15 protein-coding genes and 3 pseudogenes are annotated in these 22828 nt (G+C 58.3%); 7 read left to right on the top strand and 11 right to left on the bottom strand.

All coding sequences use genetic code 11. The annotated features are described in order from the left end of the window. Window positions 1-5: 5 nt before the first annotated feature. The 3 genes from PZL22_RS06575 to rfbF are packed head-to-tail and all read right to left on the bottom strand — an operon-like array spanning window position 6 to window position 3099. Window positions 6-1253 carry a class I SAM-dependent methyltransferase gene (locus PZL22_RS06575; protein ID WP_284718311.1) on the bottom strand — a complete coding sequence of 416 codons (1248 nt, stop codon included), beginning with the start codon at window positions 1251-1253 and terminating at the stop codon, window positions 6-8. A gap of 22 nt (window positions 1254-1275) precedes the next feature. After that, the gene (locus tag PZL22_RS06570; RefSeq protein ID WP_284718310.1) at window positions 1276-2325 is read right to left on the bottom strand and encodes an NAD-dependent epimerase/dehydratase family protein; all 1050 of its coding nucleotides are present in this window, start codon (window positions 2323-2325) and stop codon (window positions 1276-1278) included. A gap of 3 nt (window positions 2326-2328) precedes the next feature. After that, on the bottom strand, window positions 2329-3099 hold the full coding sequence (gene rfbF / locus PZL22_RS06565; protein ID WP_284718499.1) for a glucose-1-phosphate cytidylyltransferase: 771 nt from the start codon (window positions 3097-3099) through the stop codon (window positions 2329-2331). On the opposite strand from rfbF, the gene PZL22_RS06560 reads away from it, so the two are divergent. The 4 genes from PZL22_RS06560 to PZL22_RS06545 all read left to right on the top strand — a co-directional run bounded on the left by PZL22_RS06560 (window position 3098) and on the right by PZL22_RS06545 (window position 7896). Further along, window positions 3098-4030 carry a PIG-L deacetylase family protein gene (locus tag PZL22_RS06560; protein ID WP_284718309.1) on the top strand — a complete coding sequence of 311 codons (933 nt, stop codon included), beginning with the start codon at window positions 3098-3100 and terminating at the stop codon, window positions 4028-4030. The two genes, rfbF and PZL22_RS06560, sit on opposite strands and share 2 nt — an antisense overlap. Next, window positions 3996-6323 carry an FG-GAP repeat domain-containing protein gene (locus PZL22_RS06555; RefSeq protein ID WP_324280292.1) on the top strand — a complete coding sequence of 776 codons (2328 nt, stop codon included), beginning with the start codon at window positions 3996-3998 and terminating at the stop codon, window positions 6321-6323. The genes PZL22_RS06560 and PZL22_RS06555 overlap by 35 nt, the downstream gene beginning before the upstream one ends. Window positions 6324-6490: 167 nt before the next feature. Further along, window positions 6491-7237, top strand: a complete 747-nt coding sequence (locus PZL22_RS06550; protein ID WP_284718308.1) for an FkbM family methyltransferase — start codon at window positions 6491-6493, stop codon at window positions 7235-7237. A gap of 41 nt (window positions 7238-7278) precedes the next feature. Further along, window positions 7279-7896, top strand: coding sequence for a class I SAM-dependent methyltransferase (locus tag PZL22_RS06545; protein WP_284718307.1), 618 nt, complete (start codon window positions 7279-7281; stop codon window positions 7894-7896). Window positions 7897-7970: 74 nt separating this feature from the next. Here PZL22_RS06545 and PZL22_RS06540 read toward each other — a convergent pair. The 3 genes and pseudogenes from PZL22_RS06540 to PZL22_RS06530 form a co-directional block, all read right to left on the bottom strand. After that, window positions 7971-9061 (bottom strand): annotated as a pseudogene (locus tag PZL22_RS06540) (IS630 family transposase). A gap of 72 nt (window positions 9062-9133) precedes the next feature. After that, window positions 9134-10384: a glycosyltransferase family 4 protein gene (locus PZL22_RS06535; RefSeq protein WP_284718306.1), complete on the bottom strand. Its 1251-nt coding sequence runs from the start codon at window positions 10382-10384 to the stop codon at window positions 9134-9136. 19 nt (window positions 10385-10403) lie between these two features. Then, window positions 10404-11366 carry an NAD-dependent epimerase/dehydratase family protein gene (locus PZL22_RS06530; RefSeq protein ID WP_284718497.1) on the bottom strand — a complete coding sequence of 321 codons (963 nt, stop codon included), beginning with the start codon at window positions 11364-11366 and terminating at the stop codon, window positions 10404-10406. A gap of 313 nt (window positions 11367-11679) precedes the next feature. On the opposite strand from PZL22_RS06530, the gene PZL22_RS06525 reads away from it, so the two are divergent. Then, window positions 11680-13029 carry a nucleotide sugar dehydrogenase gene (locus PZL22_RS06525; RefSeq protein WP_284718305.1) on the top strand — a complete coding sequence of 450 codons (1350 nt, stop codon included), beginning with the start codon at window positions 11680-11682 and terminating at the stop codon, window positions 13027-13029. Between the two features lie 146 nt (window positions 13030-13175). On the opposite strand, the gene PZL22_RS06520 is transcribed toward PZL22_RS06525, so the two are convergent. After that, a complete protein-coding gene (locus PZL22_RS06520; protein ID WP_284718304.1) occupies window positions 13176-14621 on the bottom strand; it encodes a lipopolysaccharide biosynthesis protein in 1446 nt (481 codons plus the stop codon). Window positions 14622-15146: 525 nt separating this feature from the next. Between PZL22_RS06520 and PZL22_RS06515 the strand changes: the two genes are divergently transcribed. Beyond that, window positions 15147-16592, top strand: coding sequence for a hypothetical protein (locus PZL22_RS06515; RefSeq protein WP_284718303.1), 1446 nt, complete (start codon window positions 15147-15149; stop codon window positions 16590-16592). Window positions 16593-16976: 384 nt separating this feature from the next. Here the strand turns inward: PZL22_RS06515 and PZL22_RS06510 are convergent, their stop codons facing one another. After that, window positions 16977-17753 (bottom strand): response regulator transcription factor, encoded by a 777-nt coding sequence (locus tag PZL22_RS06510; RefSeq protein WP_284718302.1) that lies wholly within the window; start codon window positions 17751-17753, stop codon window positions 16977-16979. A gap of 1212 nt (window positions 17754-18965) precedes the next feature. Between PZL22_RS06510 and acpP the strand changes: the two genes are divergently transcribed. Continuing rightward, complete coding sequence (gene acpP, locus PZL22_RS06505; RefSeq protein WP_284718301.1) at window positions 18966-19214, top strand: acyl carrier protein; 249 nt, start codon at window positions 18966-18968, stop codon at window positions 19212-19214. Between the two features lie 317 nt (window positions 19215-19531). Here acpP and PZL22_RS06500 read toward each other — a convergent pair. From PZL22_RS06500 to PZL22_RS06490, 3 genes and pseudogenes are all read right to left on the bottom strand, one after another. Then, a protein-coding gene (locus tag PZL22_RS06500) for an IS3 family transposase (RefSeq protein ID WP_284718300.1) occupies window positions 19532-20667 on the bottom strand; the annotation gives its coding sequence in 2 pieces (ribosomal slippage) (window positions 19532-20469 and window positions 20469-20667; 1137 coding nt in all). 289 nt (window positions 20668-20956) lie between these two features. After that, window positions 20957-21548, bottom strand: a pseudogene (locus tag PZL22_RS06495) (DUF4334 domain-containing protein). Then, window positions 21535-22404 (bottom strand): annotated as a pseudogene (locus PZL22_RS06490) (hypothetical protein). Before PZL22_RS06490 ends, PZL22_RS06495 begins: the two co-directional pseudogenes overlap by 14 nt. Window positions 22405-22828 lie beyond the last annotated feature (424 nt).

Below are 22828 nucleotides of genomic sequence, written 5' to 3'. Positions count from 1 at the left end.
TACTCTCACAAGATGCGCGGAACCGGGACAGGAATGATAAACTTTCCACCACGCGCGTGATAGTCGGCTTGCTGGTCGAGAATTTCGTCCGCAAAATTCCAGGCAAGCAGAAGAACGTAGTCCGGTTGGGCTTCGACAAGGCTCTCCGTCGAGCGTATCGGCAGACGCTGGCCAGGCATATACTTGCCTTGCTTGTGGACGTTGCGATCTACGACGAAGTCTATGAGGTCACGTCCGATCCCGATCGTGTTGATCAGCGTCGCTCCTTTGGCAGCAGCCCCATAGGCGGCAATAGAAGAGCCCTCTGACTTCAGCCTGCGCAGCAGTGCCAAAAGCTCACGCTTCAGTACGTCGACCCTTGCAGAGAAATTGCGGAAATAGTCGATCGTATCGATCCCCAGCGCCGTTTCATGCGCAAGGCGATCCTTCACGGCGGCTCCCACGCGCTCCCTGAGCTCCACATAGAGACGGAGCGACCCCCCGTGGATCGAGAGAGGCTTGATCTCGTTGAGATAAAGGCTGTGGCGACGGAAGAGCCTGTCGAGCGCCGTGACGGAGAAGTAGCAGAGATGTTCGTGATAGATTGTGTCGAACTCGCAATGCTCGATCAACGGCACGACATAGGGCACCTCGATCACCGCTACACCATCTTCCTTGAGGAGACGTGCTATCCCGGCGACAAAGCCATTTGTGTCGGCTACGTGAGCGAGTACGTTGTTGGCGTGAATGACGTCGGCAACGGCGCCCTCTGCACGAAGCGTTTCGGCGAGATCTCGGGTGAAAAAGGTGCAGCGCGTTTGCACGCCTATCCTTTCCGCGACTGCGGCAGGCCCATCGGCGGGATCGATTCCAAGCGCCTTAATTCCCGCCTCGACATAGTTCTTGAGCAGGTATCCGTCATTGCTCGCCAGTTCGATGACAAGGCTCTCCGGACCCAGGTTGCGGCGGGCGATGAGATCGATCGCGTTCTCGCGCGAATGTTCTAACAGCGCGGGCGAGAATGAGGAATAGTAGGGGTAATCGTCCGCAAAGAGGATATTTGGACTTACCGTTTCGGTGATCTGAGCGAGGCTACAGTCTCTGCAGAACGCGACGCGCAACGGGAAGATCAGTTCGGGCTTGTCGATGTCCCCGTCGGCGAGAAGGCGATCGACAAGCGGTGTTGCGCCCAGGTCGAGAAAGGTTTCGAGACGCGTTCCGCCGCAGGACCGGCATGCGTGCTCCGTAACAGAGTTCAGCTTTTCATGCAGCATGTTGGTACCACCCTCGCGCGCTTTAGATCGCCACCGCCATGGTAGGAACGGAAACCCGGCGTAGGTCTTCGTCCAACTCGCCATTGCGGATCAGCTTCTTCACATGGGCGATTCGCTTGAAGCGCTCGCCTTCAAAATCTTCGAGGGAGAGGCCAACCGAGCAGAACGCCTCGTAAAGCTGCTCGACGCCGCGCCGAGCAGTCCATTGCGGCTTGAAGGCGTGCAAGCGCCGACCAATGTAGTTGCAATCAACTCGATAGCATCGCGTATCCGGACCCGCATCGGGCGCGAACTCGATCCGACTGTTTGGCACGATGGCCTGGACGATGTCGGCGATTTCGTGAACCTGGTAGTTCTCGGTGGTCAGTCCCACATTGAAGGCCTCGTTGTGGACAAGCTCACGATCGGCCTCGAGCGCGGCAATATAGGCGCGAGCAATGTCTTCCACATGCACGATCGGACGCCAAGGAGAGCCATCGCTCTTGAGGTAGATTTGCCCGGTGGTGAATGCCCATGCAGTCAGATTGTTGAGGACAAGATCAAAACGGATGCGCGGCGATAGGCCGTAGGCCGTGGAAGCGCGCAGGAAAGTAGGGCTGAAGCTTTCGTCCGCCATAGGGGCAACCGCGTGCTCTACTTCCACCTTGGAAACGCCATACGGCGTGATGGGGTTGAAAGGCGCGCTTTCGGTCAAAAAATCCGAGCCTGCGGCTCCGTAATTGCTGCAGGACGAGGCAAAAAGGAAACGCCGCACGCCTGCCTTTTTTGCAAGCCGCGCCAGGTTCACGGAAGCTTCGCAGTTGATTTGTTGGGTGAGGTTCGGGCGATAGTCTCCAAGAGGGTCGTTGGAGAGCCCGGCGAGGTGTATGACGGCGTCGAAACCGACCAAATCGTTGGCGACAATGTCGCGGACATCCTGTTCCATCGTCGGCGTATCGTCGAGGGTGCTTTCGAACGTGCAGGAGCGGAAAATATCACTGTCGAGCCCGGTCACGTCGTGATCGCGCTGATGCAGCATCGGCGTCAGAACGGCTCCGATGTAGCCGCGGTGGCCCGTGACCAGCACCTTCATTATTCACTCCCACGTTTTCCAGGGCGCGTTCCCGCTGTCCCAAAGTGTCTGCAGGATGTGCTTCTCCCGCAGCGTATCCATGCATTGCCAGAAAGCTTCATGGCGGTACGCCATCAGTTGGCCATCGGCCGCGAGCCCCTGCATCGGCGCGTGCTCGAACATGTCTTCGTCGCCGCCGATGTAATCGCGCACGCCCGGCTCAAGCACGAAGAACGCTCCGTTGATCCAACCTTCCGAGGCCTGCGGCTTCTCGGTGAATTCCACGACGCGGTTGCCGTCAAACTGAATGTGTCCGTAGCGCGCAGGCGGACGCACCGCCGTCATTGTCGCGAGTTTGCCGTGGCTACGGTGAAAGGCGACGAGTTCGTCCAGATCGATGTTCGAAACGCCGTCGCCCCAGGTGAGCATGAATGTACCGTTGTTCATCCAGTCGATCAGGCGCTTGATGCGGCCGCCCGTCAGCGTTTTGAGGCCGGTCTCCACGAGATCGACGGACCAGTCCGGGGCGGCATTCGTGTGACGCCTCACGTTCCCGGTCGCCGCGTTGACCGTCAGGGTGCCATTGAGTGCGATGTAGTCGCTGAACCAGCGTTTGATGTACTCACCCTTGTAGCCGAGCGCGATCGCAAACTCCCGATGACCAAAGTGAGAGTAGTGCATCATGATGTGCCAGAGGATCGGCATGCCGCCGATCTCGACCATCGGCTTGGGTCGAACCTCTGTTTCTTCGGCCAGCCTCGTGCCGAAGCCACCAGCCAAGATACCCACTTTCATGAAGAACCTCCTCACGAAGACTGTGTGCCTGACGCAGGCGATTTCAGCTACGATGCATGTTCAGCGCCGAGCAAACAACACGGGCGAACGGATGATGGACACGCACACCTGGGACGTCAGGCAGGCCCTTTGCACGATCCTCGATAGCCGTATGCGGCGTCGATTTAAGCCCTTTGATGTAGCCGATTGGTCCGCGTCGTCCGTCATTTTCGCGCCGCATCCGGACGATGAGACGCTGGGTTGCGGCGGCGTTGCAGCCAAGAAGCTCGCTTCAGGCGTCGAGGTCCGCTTTGTTTTCGTTACCGACGGCGCAGCGTCTCATCGGAGGCTCATCAGTCCTGAAGAATTGCGCTCCCGGAGGGAGGCCGAAGCGCTGGAGGCGGTCCACCGTCTCGGCGCCTCCTCCAAAAGTGTGACCTTCTTACGCTTTCCTGATGCGGAGGCATCTCATCACATTCATGCGATAACGAAGGCGATCGTGCCGTTGCTCGAAAGATGGCGGCCGCAAAGCGTGTTTGTCACTCATGCAAAGGACCCGCCTTCCGACCATATCGCTGTCAACGCCGCCGTGCGGGCGGCACTTCGCTGGCATGGTCGCCCGCTCACCGTCTTCGAATACCCGGTATGGTATTGGTATCACTGGCCCTGGGTTCGTACGGGGGGCGATCTTCCCGGCATGTGGCGAACCACCCTGCGGCAGACGATCAAGACCGCCGCCGGGCTGCGTGCGCTGTCCGCACTCAACACGCTGGTCCCGATCGGCGACTTCCTCGACGTAAAGCGCCACGCACTGGCAGCACATGTTTCACAGACTCAACGCTCGGAAAACAAGGATGACTGGCAGACACTTTCAGATCTCTCAAGCGGTGAGTTCGTTGCGCGGCTGCTTGCAGACCATGAAGTGTTCACGCGCTATCGGGTCAATTGTTAGCGACCTACGTCGTGCGGTCTTCATCCTTGCGGTAAGCATCGCGACAACAAACTGCAAGGTCAGCCATGGCAACGAAAATCCCGAAGGCATAGCTCTTAATGGCCTTACCTTCGAGCGGAAGGAAATTGCCGATCATTCGGGAGATGTAAAGCTCGTCGGCGACATTGACGGTGATGGTCAACTCGATTTCGTTCTCGGCGGCCTTCCGGAGGATCCGCTCTCATGGTGGCACGGTCCCGATCTGCGCAAGACGACCATCGCCACGGCCCGCATCGAGTTCACCACCGATGGCGTGCTTGCCGATGTCGACGACGATGGTGATCTCGACATTGTCACCGCCGACGGGCCTGACGGAGTCAACGTAATCTGGTTCGAAAATCCGCGCCCGAACGGAGACCCGGCCAATGGTCAAAAATGGAAACGCCACGAGATCGGAGCAGCCGACGGTTGGGGCAAGGACATTAAGGCTGCCGACTTCGACGGCGATGGCCGTCTAGATATCGTCGTGCGAGCGCCCGGCGCAGTAATGATCTTTTTCCAGAACGAGCCGATCGCCTGGGTCGGTGTCGCCTTTCCCTCCTTTAATCTGGGCGAAGAGGGCATGGCGATCGGAGACATCGACAGCGACGGCAATATCGACCTGGTCTTGTGCGGTGTATGGGCGCACAATCCCGGCGGAGCCGAGGCACGCGATGCACCTCGATGGCAGAGCCATCTAGTTGGCCCGTTCAACCCGGCATTCAAGGCACTCGTTATCGATATCGACCAAGACGGGCGTTTCGACATTCTGTCGTCGAGCTCAGAGCACACGGCTGATGTCGCGTGGTTCCGCGCCGAAAACGGACCGTCGGGCCGGTGGGTCCGCCATGTCATTCAACCAGCCGTGGCAGGTGCTCACACGCTACAGGCAGCCGACATGGACAGGGATGGCGACATCGACGTTGTGGTCGGGCAAATGCATCAGACGGAGGAGCGGACCCTCGCCGTCCATTATAACCGGGACGGACGCGGAACGCGCTGGACCCGTCAGATCATAGACGATACCGGTTTGCACAACGGCGTTGTCGCGGACGTCGATAACGACGACGATTTCGATATCTATGGCGTCAACTGGGCGGGTCATCCGCCCCTCAGGGTATGGATCAACCGTCTCGACCCGCCCACCCCGATCCGTCGGCTCGATAGGTGGGTCTATCAGCGGATCACCAACGCGCATGTGCGTTCTTTCGGGCTGGCCTTTGCCGACATGGATGGCGACGAGCGAACGGACATTGTGTCCGGCCCGTTCTGGTACCGTCAGCCACCCCTGCCATGGCAGAAGGGATGGGAGCAGATCCGGCTTGGCGAAGGATTGGACGCGGTCGAAGCCCTCGATCTCGACGGCGACGGTCGCGCGGAGGCCACCGCCCAGCGCAACAGAGGCAAAACGCTGCAATTACATTGGCTGGAGACTGTCGATGCCGTAGCGCACAAGTTCGAGGAGCACGTGATTGGCGAGGTGCCTGCAGCGACGCATGACCTTGGCTCGCAAGGCCATGTATTCGCCCAGATCGTCGAAGGCGGTCTTCCGGAGCTGGCGGTCTCGAGCGGTGGCGGGGTCTTCTATTTCACGATCCCCGATGATCCGGCGGCCCCCTGGCCAAGGACGCGCATCTGCGCAGAGGCCTCCGATGAGGGAATAGCCTTCACCGATATCGATGGCGATGGCCTAATTGACCTTGTCGCCTCGACGGGGGAAGCCAAGGAGGTCGCCTGGTGGCGCAACCCGGGCGATGGTTCGAGAGATTGGCAGCGACGAGACATCGCGAAAGTGCCAGAAATGTTTTACCCGGATCGGGTGGCAGCGGCTGACCTCGACGGCGACGGTTACCCGGATATCGTCGTGACGGAGGAAAACGGCGCCGCTGACGGTGCGAGGGCCTCTTGGTGGCGCGGCCCAGCCACTGGCTCATTCAATTGGGGGCGGCACGAAATCACTTCGCGGGGCTCACTCAACAGCCTTTCGGTCGCTGATATGGACGGCGATGGCAGGTTGGACTTAGTCATGGCCGAGCACCGCGGCGCGCTTCGGATGTCGGTCTGGCGCAATGTGGGCGGCGGAAATTTTATCGAGCAGTTGATCGGGGAAGGTTTCGAAAGCCATCTCGGCGCGCGCGCGGTCGATCTCGACGGCGACGGCGATCTCGACATCGTTTCGATCGGATGGGACGCCCCGGGCGCCATCCATGCCTGGCGTAATGATGCGGTCGAGCAAATGCCGTCGGCCCCTGAAGCCGGCCAGTTACGACGATAGGGTGTATTGTTTCACTGTGGGGGATGCACCGGTCAATCAATCGGCGTATTGCCACCAACCCGATGTAGGTCTCGATGGAGCTTTGCGGATTTGCCATTCTCAAGGTAGTCGGCTCCGTTTCCGAGCCGAGGCAGGAATGATTTGCCGACGCAACGGAGAATGGGCCCATGAGACTGGTTTCAAGGCTGCTCGACGCTTTTTCGGAAAGACGTGTGGTCGCCACGGGAGAGGCCGCCGGATTGACGCTGGTCTCGAGAGATGCCGATCCGGAATTCGGGCGCGGTACCTATGAGCGGCCAATCCAACAGGCGATTGCATCGAAATTGGCGCCTGGTGACGCCTTCTTCGATATTGGCGCCAATATCGGCTTCTTCTCCCTCATCGCTGCGCGCCGGGTCGGAACAGAAGGCCAAGTCTACGCCTTTGAGCCGGTGCCGAGGAATGCCGCCGCGATCCTTCGAAGCGCGCAGCTCAACGGCTTCGACGCCATTCGGGTGTTCCCCGAGGCGGTTGGGGCGACGATCGGCCGCGCAGAGCTTCTTTTGGCGCGCCACATCGGGGGGGCCGCACTCGCCTCGGCCGAGGCACCACCCGATATGAACGGCCATCTCGAAGTCGATGTGACAACACTTGACGATGCGATCTCCCGGCACGGCCTGCGGCCCCCGTCGCTGGTCAAGATCGACGTCGAAGGTGCCGAGATCGAAGTCCTTCGCGGCATGACGGAAACGTTGCGAGCCCATCGACCGAGCATCATCTACGAAATCGATGACGCGACGCGCGAGGGTCTTGAACGTAAGGCTCGCCAAATCGCCGCGCTTCTGACATCGGCCGGCTATGTTCTCGCAGCACTGCCGCCGTCCTATACCGAGCAGTCTTGGCACGTCCAACATTTGCTCGCGGAAGCAATGTAACCGCGCCAGGTGCCGGGATATGACGGGAGGCGGAGAAAAGCATGTACAGACAAGCGCGAAATGCGGTGCGCGACCTTCTTCGGACGCGCGCGCCCTACCTGGTTCGCTACATCAGTACGTTTCATCTCACCGATGACCGCCGACTCCTCGAGACGGTTATTCTCCCCTATCTGCGCGACGATCCTGCTGTAAAACGTGTCCTGTTTGTCGGCTGCGAGTGGTACACGAAGCCTTGTGAATCGAAGTTTCGCGGCAAGGAATATTGGACGATCGACATAGATCCCAATAAACGCCGCTTCGGTGCGCGACGCCATATGGTTGATGCTCTGAGGAACCTTGAACGGCATAGGCCCGCCGATTACTTCGATGCGGTTATCTGCAATGGCGTCTTCATGAAAACGGCAATTGAAACGCGCGACGACGCTGAAGCCTCGTTCCGGGCATGCTGGCGTTGTCTGCGCCCCGGCGGCTGGTTCGTTCTCGGCTGGAACGACATCGACGAGTTGCGGCCCTATCCTCCCTCGGAGAGCCCGACGCTTGCGGCTTTTACGCGCACTTCATTTCCCCCGCTGGGTGTGAGCGAGCATCGGACGGACACAAGTTACGGACACACCTATACGTTTTTCAGCAAGCCTGAAGCCCTTCAGGAAGGCCTTTAAGGAAAACACGTCTAATTTCAAAGTATTGGATAGGACGGATTGAGGAAACGAAACCTGGACCTAGTCACCCGAATCTAAAGTTCGGCACATTGTTTTTGCTGGCTTTTCTGGCAGAAGCGTTTGACGGATGCGAGTATTTCGTTGGCGGATTTGACCCACTTGTAGGGCTTGGGGTTTTCGTTGTGCACCTCGATGAAGGCGGCGATGTCCGCCTCCAGATCAGCGGTGGAGCGATGGACGCCGCGTTGCAGTTGCTTGCGTGTCAGTTCGGCGAACCAGCGTTCCACCTGATTGATCCAGCTTGCTGAGGTCGGTGTGAAGTGGACATGCCAATGCGGGCGGCGCGCCAGCCAGGCCTTGATCTTGGGTGTCTTGTGGGTGGCATAGTTGTCCATGACGATATGCACGTCCGGCCCCTCCGGCATGTGCCGGTCGATCTGTTTGAGAAAGTCCAGGAACTCGGTCGCCCGGTGGCGCTTGTAGCATTTGCCGATCACGGCACCGGTCGCAATGTCGAGCGCAGCAAACAGTGATGTCGTGCCATGGCGGGTGTAGGTATGGGTTCGCCGCTCGGCGACACCCGGTGCCATCGGCAGCACCGGCTGCTCCCGATCCAGCGCCTGAATCTGGGATTTTTCGTCCACGCACAATACGATAGCCCGGTTCGGCGGCGAGAGGTAGAGCCCGACGATGTCGTGAACCTTGTCGACAAACAGCGGGTCGGTCGAAAGCTTGAACGTCTCACTCCGATGCGGTTGCAAGCCGAACGCGGCCCAGATCCGGCGGATGGTTGTGTGCGAAAGACCCATCTCGGCGGACATGCTGCGGATCGACCAGTGCGTGGCATCCTTCGGCGTGCTGTTCAGCGTGCGCTCAATCACCTCGGCTACCTGCGCGTCCGACACCGTGCGGGGCCGGCCAGGACGATATTCGTCGGTCAGGCCCTCGATCCGGTCCTTCACAAAACGCCGCCGCCACCGACAGTGTGCTCATGCACCCCGAGCTGCGCGCCGACCTCCTTGCTCTGAAGGCCCTCGGCGCAGAGCAGGATCATCCGGCACCGGTCCGACAGCGACCGCACCGCTTTGTGTCGTCGAACCTGCGCCTCCAGGAAGACTCGTTCTTCCGCGCTCAGAACAACCTCGTCCGCCACCCGGCCCACCATCGCATCATCCTTCAGAACTACTTTAATTAATGATACGAATTACAGTTCCGGGTGACTAGCTACTAGCTGTGCTCACCTGCTCACCCGCTCATAAACGGACCTTAGCCGCTCCGCGCGCGCCTCCCACGAATAAAGCGCGACGGCGCGCTCGCGTCCTTCGGTCCCCATTCCTCTTGCGCGGGCGGGATCATCCAAAACGGTGATTAGTGCCTGCGACAGTTCGCCCGGAGCATCGGCCTCCACCAACATCCCGGTATGTCCGTCCAGGATGGATTCACACATACCCCCGACGCGCGTTCCCACCACCGGAATTCCACAGGCCATTCCTTCCACGACAGAAATCCCGAAGCTCTCGCTGAGCGACGGATTCACCACGATATCGGCGTCGTGGTAGGCCGCAACGAGTTCCTTGTGGGACACATTGCCAAGGAACCGGATCCGATGCCGTAGCCTGTGGCGATCCATGAGTTCGTCCAGGTGTTGCTGATATCTGCATCTGTTCCACTGGTCGTAGAAACGGTTGAGATCTAAGACCCGCGGGTCTGACGAGAGGCTGGTCAGGAAGTCAACAGGGAGAGGAGAATAGGGCCCAGCGATACGCAGTTCCACGTCCGGGAAGCGTAGCGCGACTTCACTGAAGGCCTCTACGAGCGTGTGAAGTCCCTTCTCTGGTGATATTCGCCCGACGAACAGGATTACACGCCCGGTTCTTGCGTCACCTGATGCTCCCGCTTCGCTCGGTCGAAAATGGAAGACATCGACGCCGTTACCGACGGAGGCAACAGCTCCGGGATAGTCCGGGAATGCAGAACGAAATGTTTCGGCTATGTGATCGCTGACGGCGACCACGGCATCCACCACCTCAAGTTGGGCGGCCACCTGATCGCGATCACGCTGCGACAACCACTCGCATTGCATCTCGAGCACGAGCCTATGAGATGAGCCGGGCGCCTTTAGAGCCCGGCTCCACTTCCAATAGTTCATCAGATGGACGACATCCGGCCGGTCCAAGGCCAGATAACGACGAATTTCGTTCCTATATTGGGAATGGTCGTCGGCCTTCCGGTCCAGTTGCGTCCAACGCGCCGGGCGAGGAAATTCGCGGATAACCTTTTGCAGCAGCCTGTCGCACCGTACCGGAGCTCGCCGCAAAGCGAATGGCAGGTCCGCGGGAACTCTGTCGTCCCGGTAGTGTCTTCCATAAACCGTGATGTGCAAGCTTTTACTGAGATGAAGCGCGGTATTGTAGACAATCAGCCCGATCGAATTCTGGACTGGCGGGAAAAGTCTATCGTAGGGCTGCCCGACATAGACCAGCTTCATTCATGCCCCCAACGTGTGCTCACGCGACTTTTCTGAGTTCATGAGAGCTTTGCGACTTGGAGACGTGTTCGGCAAGGCGCCTTATGCCCTCTTCGAGTGGAACCAAGGGACGGTTCAAGAGTGCCTTCATCTTGCTCGTGTCAGGGCACCGGCGCGTCATGTCGCCCTCTGTGAGCGGTGGACGGAACTCCAATTTCGACGATGAGCCCAGCACGCCGATGACAATTTCGGCGAGTTGTCGAACGCTCACTTCGAGATCGCTGCCGACGTTGATGACATCGTTCTCGTGCGAGCGAGTTCGGTGCACCGCAATGCACGTGTCAACCGTGTCGTCAACATAACAGAAGGTGCGCGTTTGCGAACCTTCGCCGTAAATGGTCAGAGGTTCACCGAGAAGTGCAGCACGCACGAATCGCGGCAGCACGAAATCTTCGCTCTGGCGTGGTCCATAGGTGTTGAAGAAGCGGAAAATCGTGAAGGGGAGTCCGAATTCACGCTGATAGGTGCGTAGATAGACTTCTCCAAGATTCTTCACGACAGCATATGGCAGGCGCGAGTTCAGCGGCGTGGTGTTCTCATTCTGGGGAATCTCGAATGGCTCGCCATAAACTTCTGATGAGGAAGCGAAGTACACACGCTCGGCGCCCGTGTTTTTGCACAGTCTCAGCACGTTCTCGATTCCGGCAATGTCGCGCAGTACGAGTAACGGGTTTGCCAAGGTGCGCTGCACGCCGACGACAGCCGCGAAATGGAAGACATGGGTGAAATGGAAGCGATAGAACAAGGAGGAGATGTCGTCGAAATCGTTCGCATCGGCCTTTATGACGGTCAGGTTTCCGGCGTCGATTTTTACTTTTCCGCGACTGCCGGTCGACAGGTTGTCAGCCACGACCACTTGGGTCTGAGGGAGTTTGACCAAGGCGCGAGTGAGTGCGCTGCCGATGTTGCCCGCACCTCCAGTGATCAAAATTGACTGTGTCATCATCCCACCTGTGGCAGCAGCCGATGTAGGCCGCAGATGCGTCGGCGCCATCCACAACACGCCTTTCCCGCTCATAAGCGGAGAATCTTCAAGGCTCTTTGCTGCGCTCGAGATCGAGATCGAGTGTCGCAGCGAATGAATTATTTGACAACTTCGGTGGGATAAGCATTTCGACTGTTCTCCTTTTGGCGCAACTCAACTTTATTGAGATGAAGAGCGCCTGGCAGAATACATCCAATTTGCTCATTGCCGGGAACTACTTCACTGCAATAATTGAGACGTTGCTCCATTCTCGACAGTGGGACGAAAGCATATGCAACATGTGAACATTGGTCCTGATGCCGAAGAACTGCTGAACCGCATCCGGACGCGGGACTACACGATCGGCATCATGGGGCTTGGATACGTCGGATTGCCCCTCGCGATGAGCTCGCTTGAGGCGGGGTTCAGGGTTATCGGTTTCGACATCGACCAGTCGCGGGTCGCGTTGCTCAACCGCGGCGAAAGCGGAATAAAGCATCTGCCTGGCCCAGCCATCCAACAGGCTGTTGACGCCAAGCGGTTTCGCGCTACCAGCGATTTCTCTGAGTTGAGCATGCCTGATGCGATCCTGATAGCGGTTCCGACCCCGCTTACCAGAAATCGGGAGCCAAACCTATCGTTTGTCGAAAACAGCGCGAGAGCGATCGCTGGGCGGCTCCGTCCTGGCCAACTTGTCGTCTTAGAGTCGACGACTTGGCCAGGCACGACGCGAGAAGTCGTGCGGCCGCTGCTGGAAGCGACGAACCTTGTCCTTGGAAAGGATTTTTTTCTTGCATATTCGCCTGAGCGCGAAGACCCCGGAAACGAAGTGCACACTACCACCAGTGTTCCCAAGGTGATCGGCGCCGACGATCCGCCTTCATTGGAAGTTGCGCAGGCACTGTACAACCAGATTATCGTGCGGACTGTCCCCGTGACTTCAACCGCAACCGCGGAGGCGGTCAAGCTAACAGAGAACATATTTCGCTCCGTGAACATTGCTTTGGTCAACGAGCTTAAGGTCATTTTCGACAGGATGGGCATCGATGTTTGGGAAGTGATCGAAGCCGCCAAGACAAAGCCGTTCGGATATATGGCGTTCTACCCAGGACCGGGTCTCGGCGGCCACTGCATCCCCATCGACCCGTTCTACCTGACATGGAAGGCTCGCGAGTACGAAGTAGCAACGCGCTTCATAGAATTAGCTGGAGAGGTCAACACGAACATGCCGCACTACGTTGTTGACCGCCTTGTGGAGGCTTTGGACCGCAGAGCCCACCGCGGCTTGAACGAATCTCGGATCCTATTGATCGGGATGGCTTACAAGAAGAATGTGGGGGATACACGAGAGAGCCCGTCGCTACGGCTAATCGACCTCATGGAGCAACGGGGCGCAGTTGTTGACTACCACGACCCTTACGTACCTGAGATTCCCGCCACAAGAGAGTATGCCGAGTTAGCAGGTCGGCGCTCGGTGGATATTTCAGCCGACCGCCTGGCCTCGTTTGATGCCGTTGTCATTACGACAGATCATGATGCCATTGATTGGAGAACCGTCGTTGAAGGTGCAAAGCTGGTGGTCGACACCAGAAATGTCTGTGCACGCTTCCATGTGAGCGCCCCTAATGTGGTAAAGGCATAAACTGCCCGACTGCAAGGCTGCGTTTGAGCGTCAGCGAATTGTATTCTGACAAGCCGCCGATTTGAGGTAGTTACCGGGAAACCGCGGCGACCTTGTCAGTGCGCTTGTGAGAGCGCTGCCAATTTCCCCGATGATCGGGTTTGCTCCTATTCGCGAAGGCTTAGAAGCATGTCGCGAGCTTTGATCAGGTCCGCGCGCACCAGCAGGACGGCTGCGGCAATATAGATGGGAGCGCCAATCGCAATCCCTGCTGCCACTGTGACAGCCTGCGGAAGATCATCCGGGGCGGCCAGCGACCATGCACTAACGATCGCGAACATGAGTGCGGCCGCGCCTGCCAATCTCGGGAAGATTGTCAATGGCTTCGACACGTCGATATGAGCCGTATGCTGTACGTAGAAGAGAAAGACCGGCAGCAGGAGCAAGTTGCAGGCGACGAGCGCAGCAATTACTGCCTCCAGACTAATCTGTGCTGCGGCGGTGAGCAGGACGAGACAGAAAAGAGTATAAGTCATGTTCAGTTTCAGGACCAATTTCGAATGGCCGAGCGCAAGGATCGTATACGCACACAAGCTGTCGATCGTACGCTGCAATCCCAGTATCATGAGGATCTGGACGGCGACCACGGCGCTTGCCCATTGTGGCCCAAAGACCAAGGGAACGGCGACAGGCGCGATCGCGGCAAAGCCCACGAAGGCGGGAAAGCCAGCAATTGCAGCCATCCGCACGCTCGTGTTAAAGAAGTGGTCGATCTTGTCCGGTTCGCGCTGGACTCTGGCCACGGCGGGCATCGTTATCGCCGCCAAAGGACCGAGTAGGAACTCCCCCAAAAGGTCAAGGGGGCGACGGGCGATGGCGTAAACGCCAACAGCAACGGGCCCGAGAAACAGGCCAAGTATGACTTTTGGAATCTCTTCGTTCACGAAAGTCCATAGAGTTTGCACAATAATGGGGCCGGCAAACCCAAACAATTCGCGGAAGCGCGCGTAAGAGTACGCCATACGGGGCCGCCATGAACTTCCGAGAAGAATAACCGCTGTCTCTACAATCGCTTTTGCGACCTGCATCAAGACCAGGCTCCACATGCCGTAGCCGGCGATCGCCGTGGTCAAACCCACGGTCCCGCCGACCACCGTCCCGGTCAGTGTGCGCAGTGTGAAGAGGCGAAAATTCAGCTCACGCTTGAGGACCGCTGTTGGAACTGCCGCCAAGGACTGAACCACGACAATTATGCCGGTCCAGCGCACGAGGCCCTCGAGAAGCGGTTCGCTGAAGAGCTCGGCGACCACTCCGGCGAACGCCCAGATGAGAGCGCTCAGCGTTGCGCCGGTCGCAACAAGCAGCCAGAACGCTGAATCCAGATGAATGGGCTCGATCTCCGCGCGCTGGACAAGTGCATCAGGTATCCCTCTCGTCACCACCGTTGCTAGAATGGTTGGAGCGACCATGGCGAGTGTGGCGAGGCCGAATTCCTCCGGACCTAGATGGCGAGCCAGAATGATGAAGACGGCGAACATGGCGACTTGACGCCCCCATGTCTCGACGGCTGCCCATGCCGCGCTGCTGACAACCTTTTTGCCTAGCGAAGTCATCTCGGATCCTCGGACATTCGCGGGAATCTGGATCTCGGAGGTCAAATTGCATGTGCGCGGATCATCTCCTACGGCGTGTGCTTTTCGCCCGATCCGATTGGTACATGCAAGTCCGCGGCCACTTACCAAATTCCGTCGGTGTGGCGTGCGATCAGGCTAGCGGTCTGGGGGATGAAGGCAAATCTCTCCATTTTGGGGAGGGCGTAAACCCTCCCACTCCTTTCGCAGGACCATCGCATGTCGCGCGAACCAGGAGAAAGGGGCAACGGGGGAAGCAACCTCGCAACCATCGGCATATTTGCATAGGTTCGCTGAGGTGTAGTGGCGTTTGGTGGCGGGCTCGTCGTCCGCAGACCTCGGCGGTCGGAGGTGACCTGAGGCGAAAAGTCCTACCAAATCATTGCAGGTCCTTACTCCGTTTGGCGCCCTTGCATTTCGCGTAACAATTGCCAACGATTGCGTGAGGCAAGTTGCGATTAATTCACCTGCCTTCAGTCTGCGTTGCAGAGTTGGAACCGGCAGCCCATGCAGATCTCGTTCGTCGGCCTTTTAATCTGTGCGGGGATATTGGTAATCGGCTATTATTGCCGCGCTCCCTTGATCATTGGCCTCATTGTCTCGCTGGCTTTCGGTGCCACTGCAGTTATGACTCTCAGCGCGATTGGAGGCTCGTCGCCGCTCATCTACACCTTCTTCGCCGCACTTTTGATAACGGCAGTTGTCAGCAGACGGCGCATGTGGCGGGACCTTGGTCACGTGTTCGGCAAAATTCGGCCGGTTTGGGTGCTCACGGGCCTGATGCTCTATGCCGTGGTCGGCGCATGGTTGTTTCCGCGCTTCTTTGCGGGACAGACGAGCGTATTCGTTCAGGCAGCTATGAGGCGCGGGGTCATCGAGGCTCCGCTTGCGCCGGTCTCGGGCAACATTACCCAAACCGGATATTTTGTTCTGGGCGGCATCACCGCCATCGCCTTATGCGTCCTACTCCTGCAGGAAAATAGATTGGAGAGTATCCGACGCGGATTTCTTCTGTGGTGTAGTGTTCACGTCGTCTTCGGATTCCTTGATTTGCTGGGCAAGATCGCTGGAGCCGGCGATATCTTGTGGCCGATCCGCACGGCCAGCTACGCCATGCTTACCGAGGTCATCGAAAATGGCTTTTGGCGCATCACTGGGGCCGCATCCGAGGCATCGTCCTTCGGCGGCGGCTCACTGGTCTGCCTCTCATTTTGTTACGTTTATTGGCGCAAGACAAAATCGCGCGTGGCCCAGGCACTGGCCTTCCTCTTACTCGTCCTCTTGCTTCTTTCCACGTCTTCCGTTGCCTATGTCGGCCTAGCCGTACTGAGCATTCCCGTGGCCCTTTCCATCTGGTGGTCGTTTCTGTCCGGCCGAATGGACAAGGACGAGATCCTGATCATCGCGTTGCTTGCGCTCGCAGCCGTCACTGTCCTGGCAATCGTGCTATACGATGAAGAATTCTTCGCGCCTTTTGTCCATCTGATCGATTCCATGGTTCTCAACAAAGCCAGTTCCGCGTCCGGTCAGGAGCGTGCCTACTGGAATATTAAGAGCCTCCAGGCTTTCGTCGAGACGGGTGGTCTCGGCGTCGGCTTGGGCAGTTCGCGTGCCTCGAGCTGGCCGATTGCGGTGGCTTCGCAGCTTGGCCTAGTTGGCGGGGTTATGATGGTGACGCTTCTACTGGTCATACTCAGGGGCATGGGAAGCCTAAAGGGGCACATCGATTCCGAAACAAATGCGGTGGTATCGAGCGTGCAAGCTTGCGCGCTGGGTTCCGTCGCCGCAGGCTCTTTAGGTGCTGGGAGTGCCGATCCGGGCATGATTTTCTTCATTGCTCTTGCCGTGATCTCGACGAGCAGAGTGAATGCCCGTAGAAGCAGAGATGCCACACTGCGCACCATACAGCTTGGTCAGCCTGCGCCTCTGGCTTACCGACCCGCCACTCATTGATGTGCCGAAAAGGCGGAGCGCCGCGCCGGCTGTCACATTCGGCAAAGAACTTGTTCGCCGTCGCAGCCTCGGTCCCCTACATTTTTCGACGGCCTGCCGATTTCCTCAACACTTCCGTTCGCCCACCTTGGCGCAACGACCGGTTCGGATCGAGTTGCACGCGCAAAGCGCGTTGCAAATGTGTAGCTAAATGCAACGATTTTGATGACCAACAAAGGCCATCGCCCGATCGCCGTCCCTCATCGCGGCTGACCAGGCCATCCAAGGACGCTCGATGAACGCACTGGTCGCCCCGTTAGGGCTGATCGCGCAGTCCTGCCCAATTGTTTGGATCAGTGCCACCCTGTGCAAGCGCGTACAATCGGCATGAACAGACTAAGCGGCTCAGGAGGTGAGTGTATCGCCTGAAAAGAGGCCGTTCAGCTTGCAAGCTACCTCGGTTCGGTTGGTAGCCTTGAGTTTTTTCATGATATGGCGGATATGGACCTTGACCGTGCTTTCGCGGAGGTTGAGTTCGTAGGCTATGATCTTGTTTGCCTTGCCTTTTCGCAGCGCCTCGACCACTTCCGCTTGACGTACGGTGAACATCCCCGCTAGCGGCGAAACTTCCTGCCTCTCAGTCGCGATCAGGTGGCGTGCCGCGAGAACGCTACTTGCCGGCACGAATACGCCGCCCGCTATCGCCAAACCGATTGCTTCAATGCACACGTCCACGCCGACAGATGTGGGAATATAACCTTGCGCGCCGCTTTCAAGAACCCGCAAGATTTGAGCAATGTCGTCGCTGTCGGACAGGACAACGACGGGTGCGGGGCGAAACTCGGATACGAGCCGAGGAATTTCTGTCTCGATGTCACCGAGTTTGCGGGCACCGGTATTGAGTAGGACCGCTGCAATGGGGGGACGGTTGCCCTTCATCTCCCGCCAATCGTCAACCGATCCGAAAGGGGCAACATCCATGCCTATACCGTGATTAATGAGGGTTCTGGCCAGGCATTCGCGACCTAACGCCCTACTATCAAGGACAAGCAAGCACGGTTTGTCCGCGTTTTCGAGTGACTGCTCTTCCTCTTCGTTTGCCGCTGGCGAGACACTTTGCGTGCGGTACGGCTCTTGCGTGAATGCCGGCACTTTCCCTAAATCTGGTATTGAAGAAGCCATTGCCGATTCCCTCTGGTACCGCTAAGCAGATATGTTTCCTAAAGAACTGCACGGACCAAGGCAGCAATGCCTGCGGAACTTCAAAATAGACTTTTTTGCGCGAGCTCGGCTTATTCCCTTGGACCGTTACCTCCCGAAATTCATCGTAGATCAAAGAATCAATACAATTTGCCAGTAGATGGTCCTGAAGAGGACATCCAAAAGGATCGCGGGCATACGTCTCGGCGAGTTGCCTCCACGATTTACATTTGGAACTGGAGTCCTCTGCTGTCCCAATGGGTCAGCTCTATTCCGGCCACGCTTGATCCAATAGGCGATGGCGCATGCAGCCGGACCCGAAAGCAAATCGTCCCCCATCCACTAAGGCCGAATTGGTCGGCAAAGTTGCAAACCGCGTCTTTCAAGATGCCCACATCGAAGACGATCGGGTTCGCGAAAAAGGGGAACGTCACACGCTCCTGCATTTATGCTGTTCCGCTCCGGCGACGGTGGATGTCGTTTCATCTCCTCAAAATAATATGCAGCCGCAAGGTCTAATCACCCAACCTTCGAATTAAGTGATGTGGCGCGCCATTTGGCAATTACCGAATGAGAGGCATCGCTACCATCTTCGAGGTAAGCCCGGTATCGCCTATTCACCTTTTGTAGAAGCATGTTAAGCGCGCCGCTCATCAGGAAGCCAATAGGAAGGCGTTGCGCTCCCGTTTCCGACTTTGAAGACTGCAAAGTCGCGCCCCCGCCTCGCTTCTGTTGCGGGCATCATTTAGGAGATGACGGTGTCCGGAACCTTGCGGGCACGCGGCAGGTTACAATATTGGATTACTGGGCATCAGCTTGCGCGATGGCGCCCATTGACGCCTGTCTCAGCCGCATCGTCGTTGATGACGCCTGTATTCCCTTGAGACCGCCCTGCGCGAACTCTGACTAAGGTAAGCCGGCATCCTTCATCTCTTGAAGGCGAAAGCTTGCAGTCTTCAGTGGGACATGCTTTGAATCGCTCAGCCATTCGAGCCTCCTGTCGGCTCGTTTCGGTCAGGGCCTCGCGGTAGTGCAAACACCCGCTTGAGGCCCGATTTTACTGATGGGAACAGTGCCCTGCGACGACGTGTGTCTTGGAATAGGGAAATCGACGTTTATGTTTGACGGCATCGTCACGACACCTGAGCAGCGACGGCTGGGAGACAAATGTGCTCTCGCTCCAAGGGACACCGGATGGAAAACTCCAACGTTGCAACCCGTGTAAGGGCAATCATCATCGAGCAGTTGGGTGTCGACCCTGCCCGCGCTACGGACGACGCGTCCATAGTCGACGACCTCGGCGCCGATTCTCTCGAAGTGGCGCAAATTGTCATGATGATCGAGGACGAGTTCAATATCGAAATTTCAGACGAGTCGGCTGACGCCGTTGTCACGGTTGGAGATGCCATCTACGTCGTCGTCGCGTCAAAAACTAAGAGCTAACCAGCGTCGGCGAAAAAAGGCCCATGAAGGCGCCGGCTACCCACGCACACGCCAAGAAACAGGAGTCAGGAATCAGAACTGGGCGTCCGACCTGCAGCTATCGGGCTCAGCCGCTGGGAATTCGCGCAGAGCGTCTGCTCTAGACGGCGCCGCCCAAGCCTTTTTTAGAGTCATTCCCGTTCAGGCTGTGCAGACGAGCAAAAAACCGTCTCGCCGCTCCGGCTTATTATTTTGGAGAACACCCCGCTACTCCTCAAACTCGTGATCGAGAAAATACGGCATTCACCGTGTTGCCAAACTGACCTGCCACTGAACTTTCATCCAGCGGCGATTAGAGCCTCGGCGGTTTTCGATACGCCACTTGGCGCGGTGGGAGCAACCGGCGGAAACGCGTAGCCTTCATCTTGCGCAGCGTTGGAGCCGGTTGCGGCGATGGTTCCGGCATAGCTTGCCGGGGTCTGATATCCGAGCGATGAGTGCGGTCGGGAATGGTTATAATCGTCCGCCCATTCGGCGATGGCGCTGCGGGCATGATCGAGACCGAAGAACAGGCTTTCGTTCAGCAGCTCGTCGCGCATCCGTCCGTTGAAGGACTCGATATAACCGTTCTGCATCGGCTTTCCCGGCGCGATATAGTGCCACTCGACCTTATGCTCCTTCGACCAGGCAAGGATGGCGTTCGACGTGAACTCCGTGCCGTGGTCGGAGACGATCATGCTTGGTTTGCCGCGCCGCTCGAGAAGTGCCGTCAGTTCGCGAGCAACACGACGACCGGAGATCGAGGTGTCCGGGATCGCCGCCAGGCATTCGCGCGTGACGTCATCGACGATGTTGAGCACGCGAAACCTTCTTCCGCAGGCGAACTGATCATGGACGAAATCCAATGACCAACGGGCATTGGCCTTCGCTTCGACCAGTATCGGCACACGCGTGCCGACGGCACGCCGTCTGGCCTTCCGCTTGCGCACCGACAGGCCTTCCTCGCGGTACAGCCGGTAGATGCGGTTGACGCCGGACGGCTCTCCCTCCCGCTTGAGCAGGACGAACAGCCGCCGATAGCCGAAACGCCGTCGCTCGTTGGCGAGGTCGCGCAGTCTTGCCCGCAGTTCGACCTCCGGCGATCGGCAGGACCGATAGCGCACCATCTTCCGATCAGCGGATATGATCTGGCAGGCCCGCCGCTCCGAGAGGCCCATGACGGCCTTCAGATGCGTGATGGCTTCACGCTTGGCGGCGGGCCCTACCATTTTTTTGCAAGAAGCTCGCGGAGTGCGGCGGCATCCAGCATCTGCTCAGCGAGCAGATGCTGGATGCCGCCGCATTTGGCTTTCCAGTTGTAAAATGTCGCTTCCGAAATCCCGTGCTTGCGGCAGAGGTCGGCCACCTTCGCGCCAGCCTCCTGCTCCTTCAGCACCGCAATAATCTGCTCTTCCGTAAATCTCTGCTTCTTCATGCGTCCGTCCTCTACTAGGCCGGACTCTAATCCAATCTGGAGGAAATTACCCGTGGCAGGTCAAAACTCGCTCGACAGACCGTCAACCTTGCGGCGCATATCGACGGCAGGCAGGTCAGATGCACCTTCGTGCCAGCGACAATCTAAATCACGACATCTCGCCAGCGCGGCAAAAACACTGCGCAGATCTCCCCACCATACGGGATGAGCATTGGAGATCTTGTGCAGAAGGCATTTTCAACCTGCAGTAAGAAGACTTGGGCGAGAGCCTGGAATTGCTTCGGGCAGTTTACGCGCCGGACCGTGGAGTCCGCTGGAACGTCCACCAGATACGTGTACCGCCCGGTAATGGCAGCCACCAGGCCCAAGGTTCTTCCAACCGCTTAAGTTCGAAAAAGTAGATGCGCTCGTCTCCCCTGATCGTCATCGCTCCCATGATCCTGTGTTGATCAATTCGGCGAAAATAATCGACAATCGGTTGATCGTCGTAGAGCATTGCCGCGCTCGCAACGCCGCTAAACGGCATCGTTCTGAGGGAGGCAACGGGCCCTTTCGCCGAAGTCGTCCGCGCTGAAGATGCGAGAACAAGTTTCTCGCAATGCGCATTCTGCCAATCTTATGGAGGCGAAGCGGTACTATCCCGGGATCAAGGGCGATCAACCGCCGCTTGCCGACCAAAACAGCAGCGCATCCGCGCGCATGTCTGCGTTAAACCGCTTGCCGAACCAGCCAAGGTTTTCCAAAACGCCGTCGAGCGGATGCCCTGTCGGGATGCCGCGCCCTCTCCATAGTCCGACGATTTCGCGTGGCTCAAGCGGCGACAGGAATTGAAATTCCTTAAGGGTCGTCTGCTGTGCGCTCACCGGATTAAACCTTTCCATCCCGACGCTGCCTGGCGCGCCGCCTGGATTTGGCGTCGCGCCGCGCATTTCGCAGCTCCTCCAGCGTCGGTATCCACCAGCCCCGGTTGAGTTCGTCTTGTCCCGGCGGCGTTCGCGCCGGCCAGGTTGTTACCAATTCCTCAAGCGCTCCCGGTCGCCATGACGCCCAGACATATTCCCCTCCTTCGTTCATGGGAAAATAGAACGCGCTCATCGTTGCTGGGTCCACCAGCTCGCCCTCCGTGCCAATGAAGAAGACGACGCCGACATGCGTGCCGATTGCACGCGCGAGCGGGGGGGGGGCGATCGTCGGCGGGAACCGGATATCGCTTGCAGCGGCGTTCTCTCGTCCTTGCCTTAAGCGCCTCGTTTTCCTCGGTTCCCCTTACTGCCTCACGCCGCGCCTTCCTCGTCTCCGGTTCACTGCGCTCAGCGGCCGCCTCGATGGCTGGCCACCGACGGCGGAGCTCGTCGAACGAGCGGTAAGGCACGGTCCACAGCCGACGACATACGGGATTTCCCGGATCTCGTTGACGACGGTGCGTGAGCAGGGTGTACGGATTTCGAACGACGCAGGTGCTGCCTTGAGATAGCGGCTCTCGATCGGATCGAATGCGAAGGCGTCCCTGCCCTTCTCGTCGGCAAACGCGTCGGCTTCCGCTTCCATTTCGGCCAGCCAGCGACTGATGCGTTTTCGAGCTGTGCGGCCGGGCACGAACCAGGCATTCAGACTGTCGCTCCAGCGAGCGCGAGGAAACGCTTCCCTAAACCGGGCCACCGTCACCCTGTCGTGCGGCAACTCAGTCGTTGCTCCAACACGTGGCGCGGGAGCGTTGTCATTCAGGTCTTCGTCCATAATGCCAAAAACGCGGGAAGGCCGCCTCCCGTTCGCTTCACGCGTCCGTTCAAGCGTCCCGGGTCCTTCCTTTCCTCTTGTTTCGAGACGCTTGAGGCCTCCAGTGGCCCTTACCATCGCAATAGTCTTGCCACGCAAAGCTTTCGCAAGGGGGCGGGGCAGGTTGAACGTGTAAACCGCGTCAGATGCGGGTTTGGCATCACGCAGTCCAAGTGGGCGGCATCGAAGTGGTGGCTCGGGCCAGGCCCGTGTGAAAGCGGCTTAAAAGCCGTCGTTGCGTAGGTAAGCCTTTCAAGGCAGTTGGCGAACAAGGCCGCCGACAATTCAGGCGACGATATCTTCGCAGCCGGCCTGACCGACGACCTCCGTCTCCTCTGTCGACCCTCCAGAGCGAAGCCGGAATTTCCTACCGGCTCCGGGTTAC

This window comes from Ensifer meliloti, assembly GCF_030064585.1.
Lineage (GTDB): Bacteria > Pseudomonadota > Alphaproteobacteria > Rhizobiales > Rhizobiaceae > Sinorhizobium > Sinorhizobium meliloti.
Note: the sequence above shows the minus strand (reverse complement) of the source record. Positions and strands in the feature narration are given on the sequence as shown.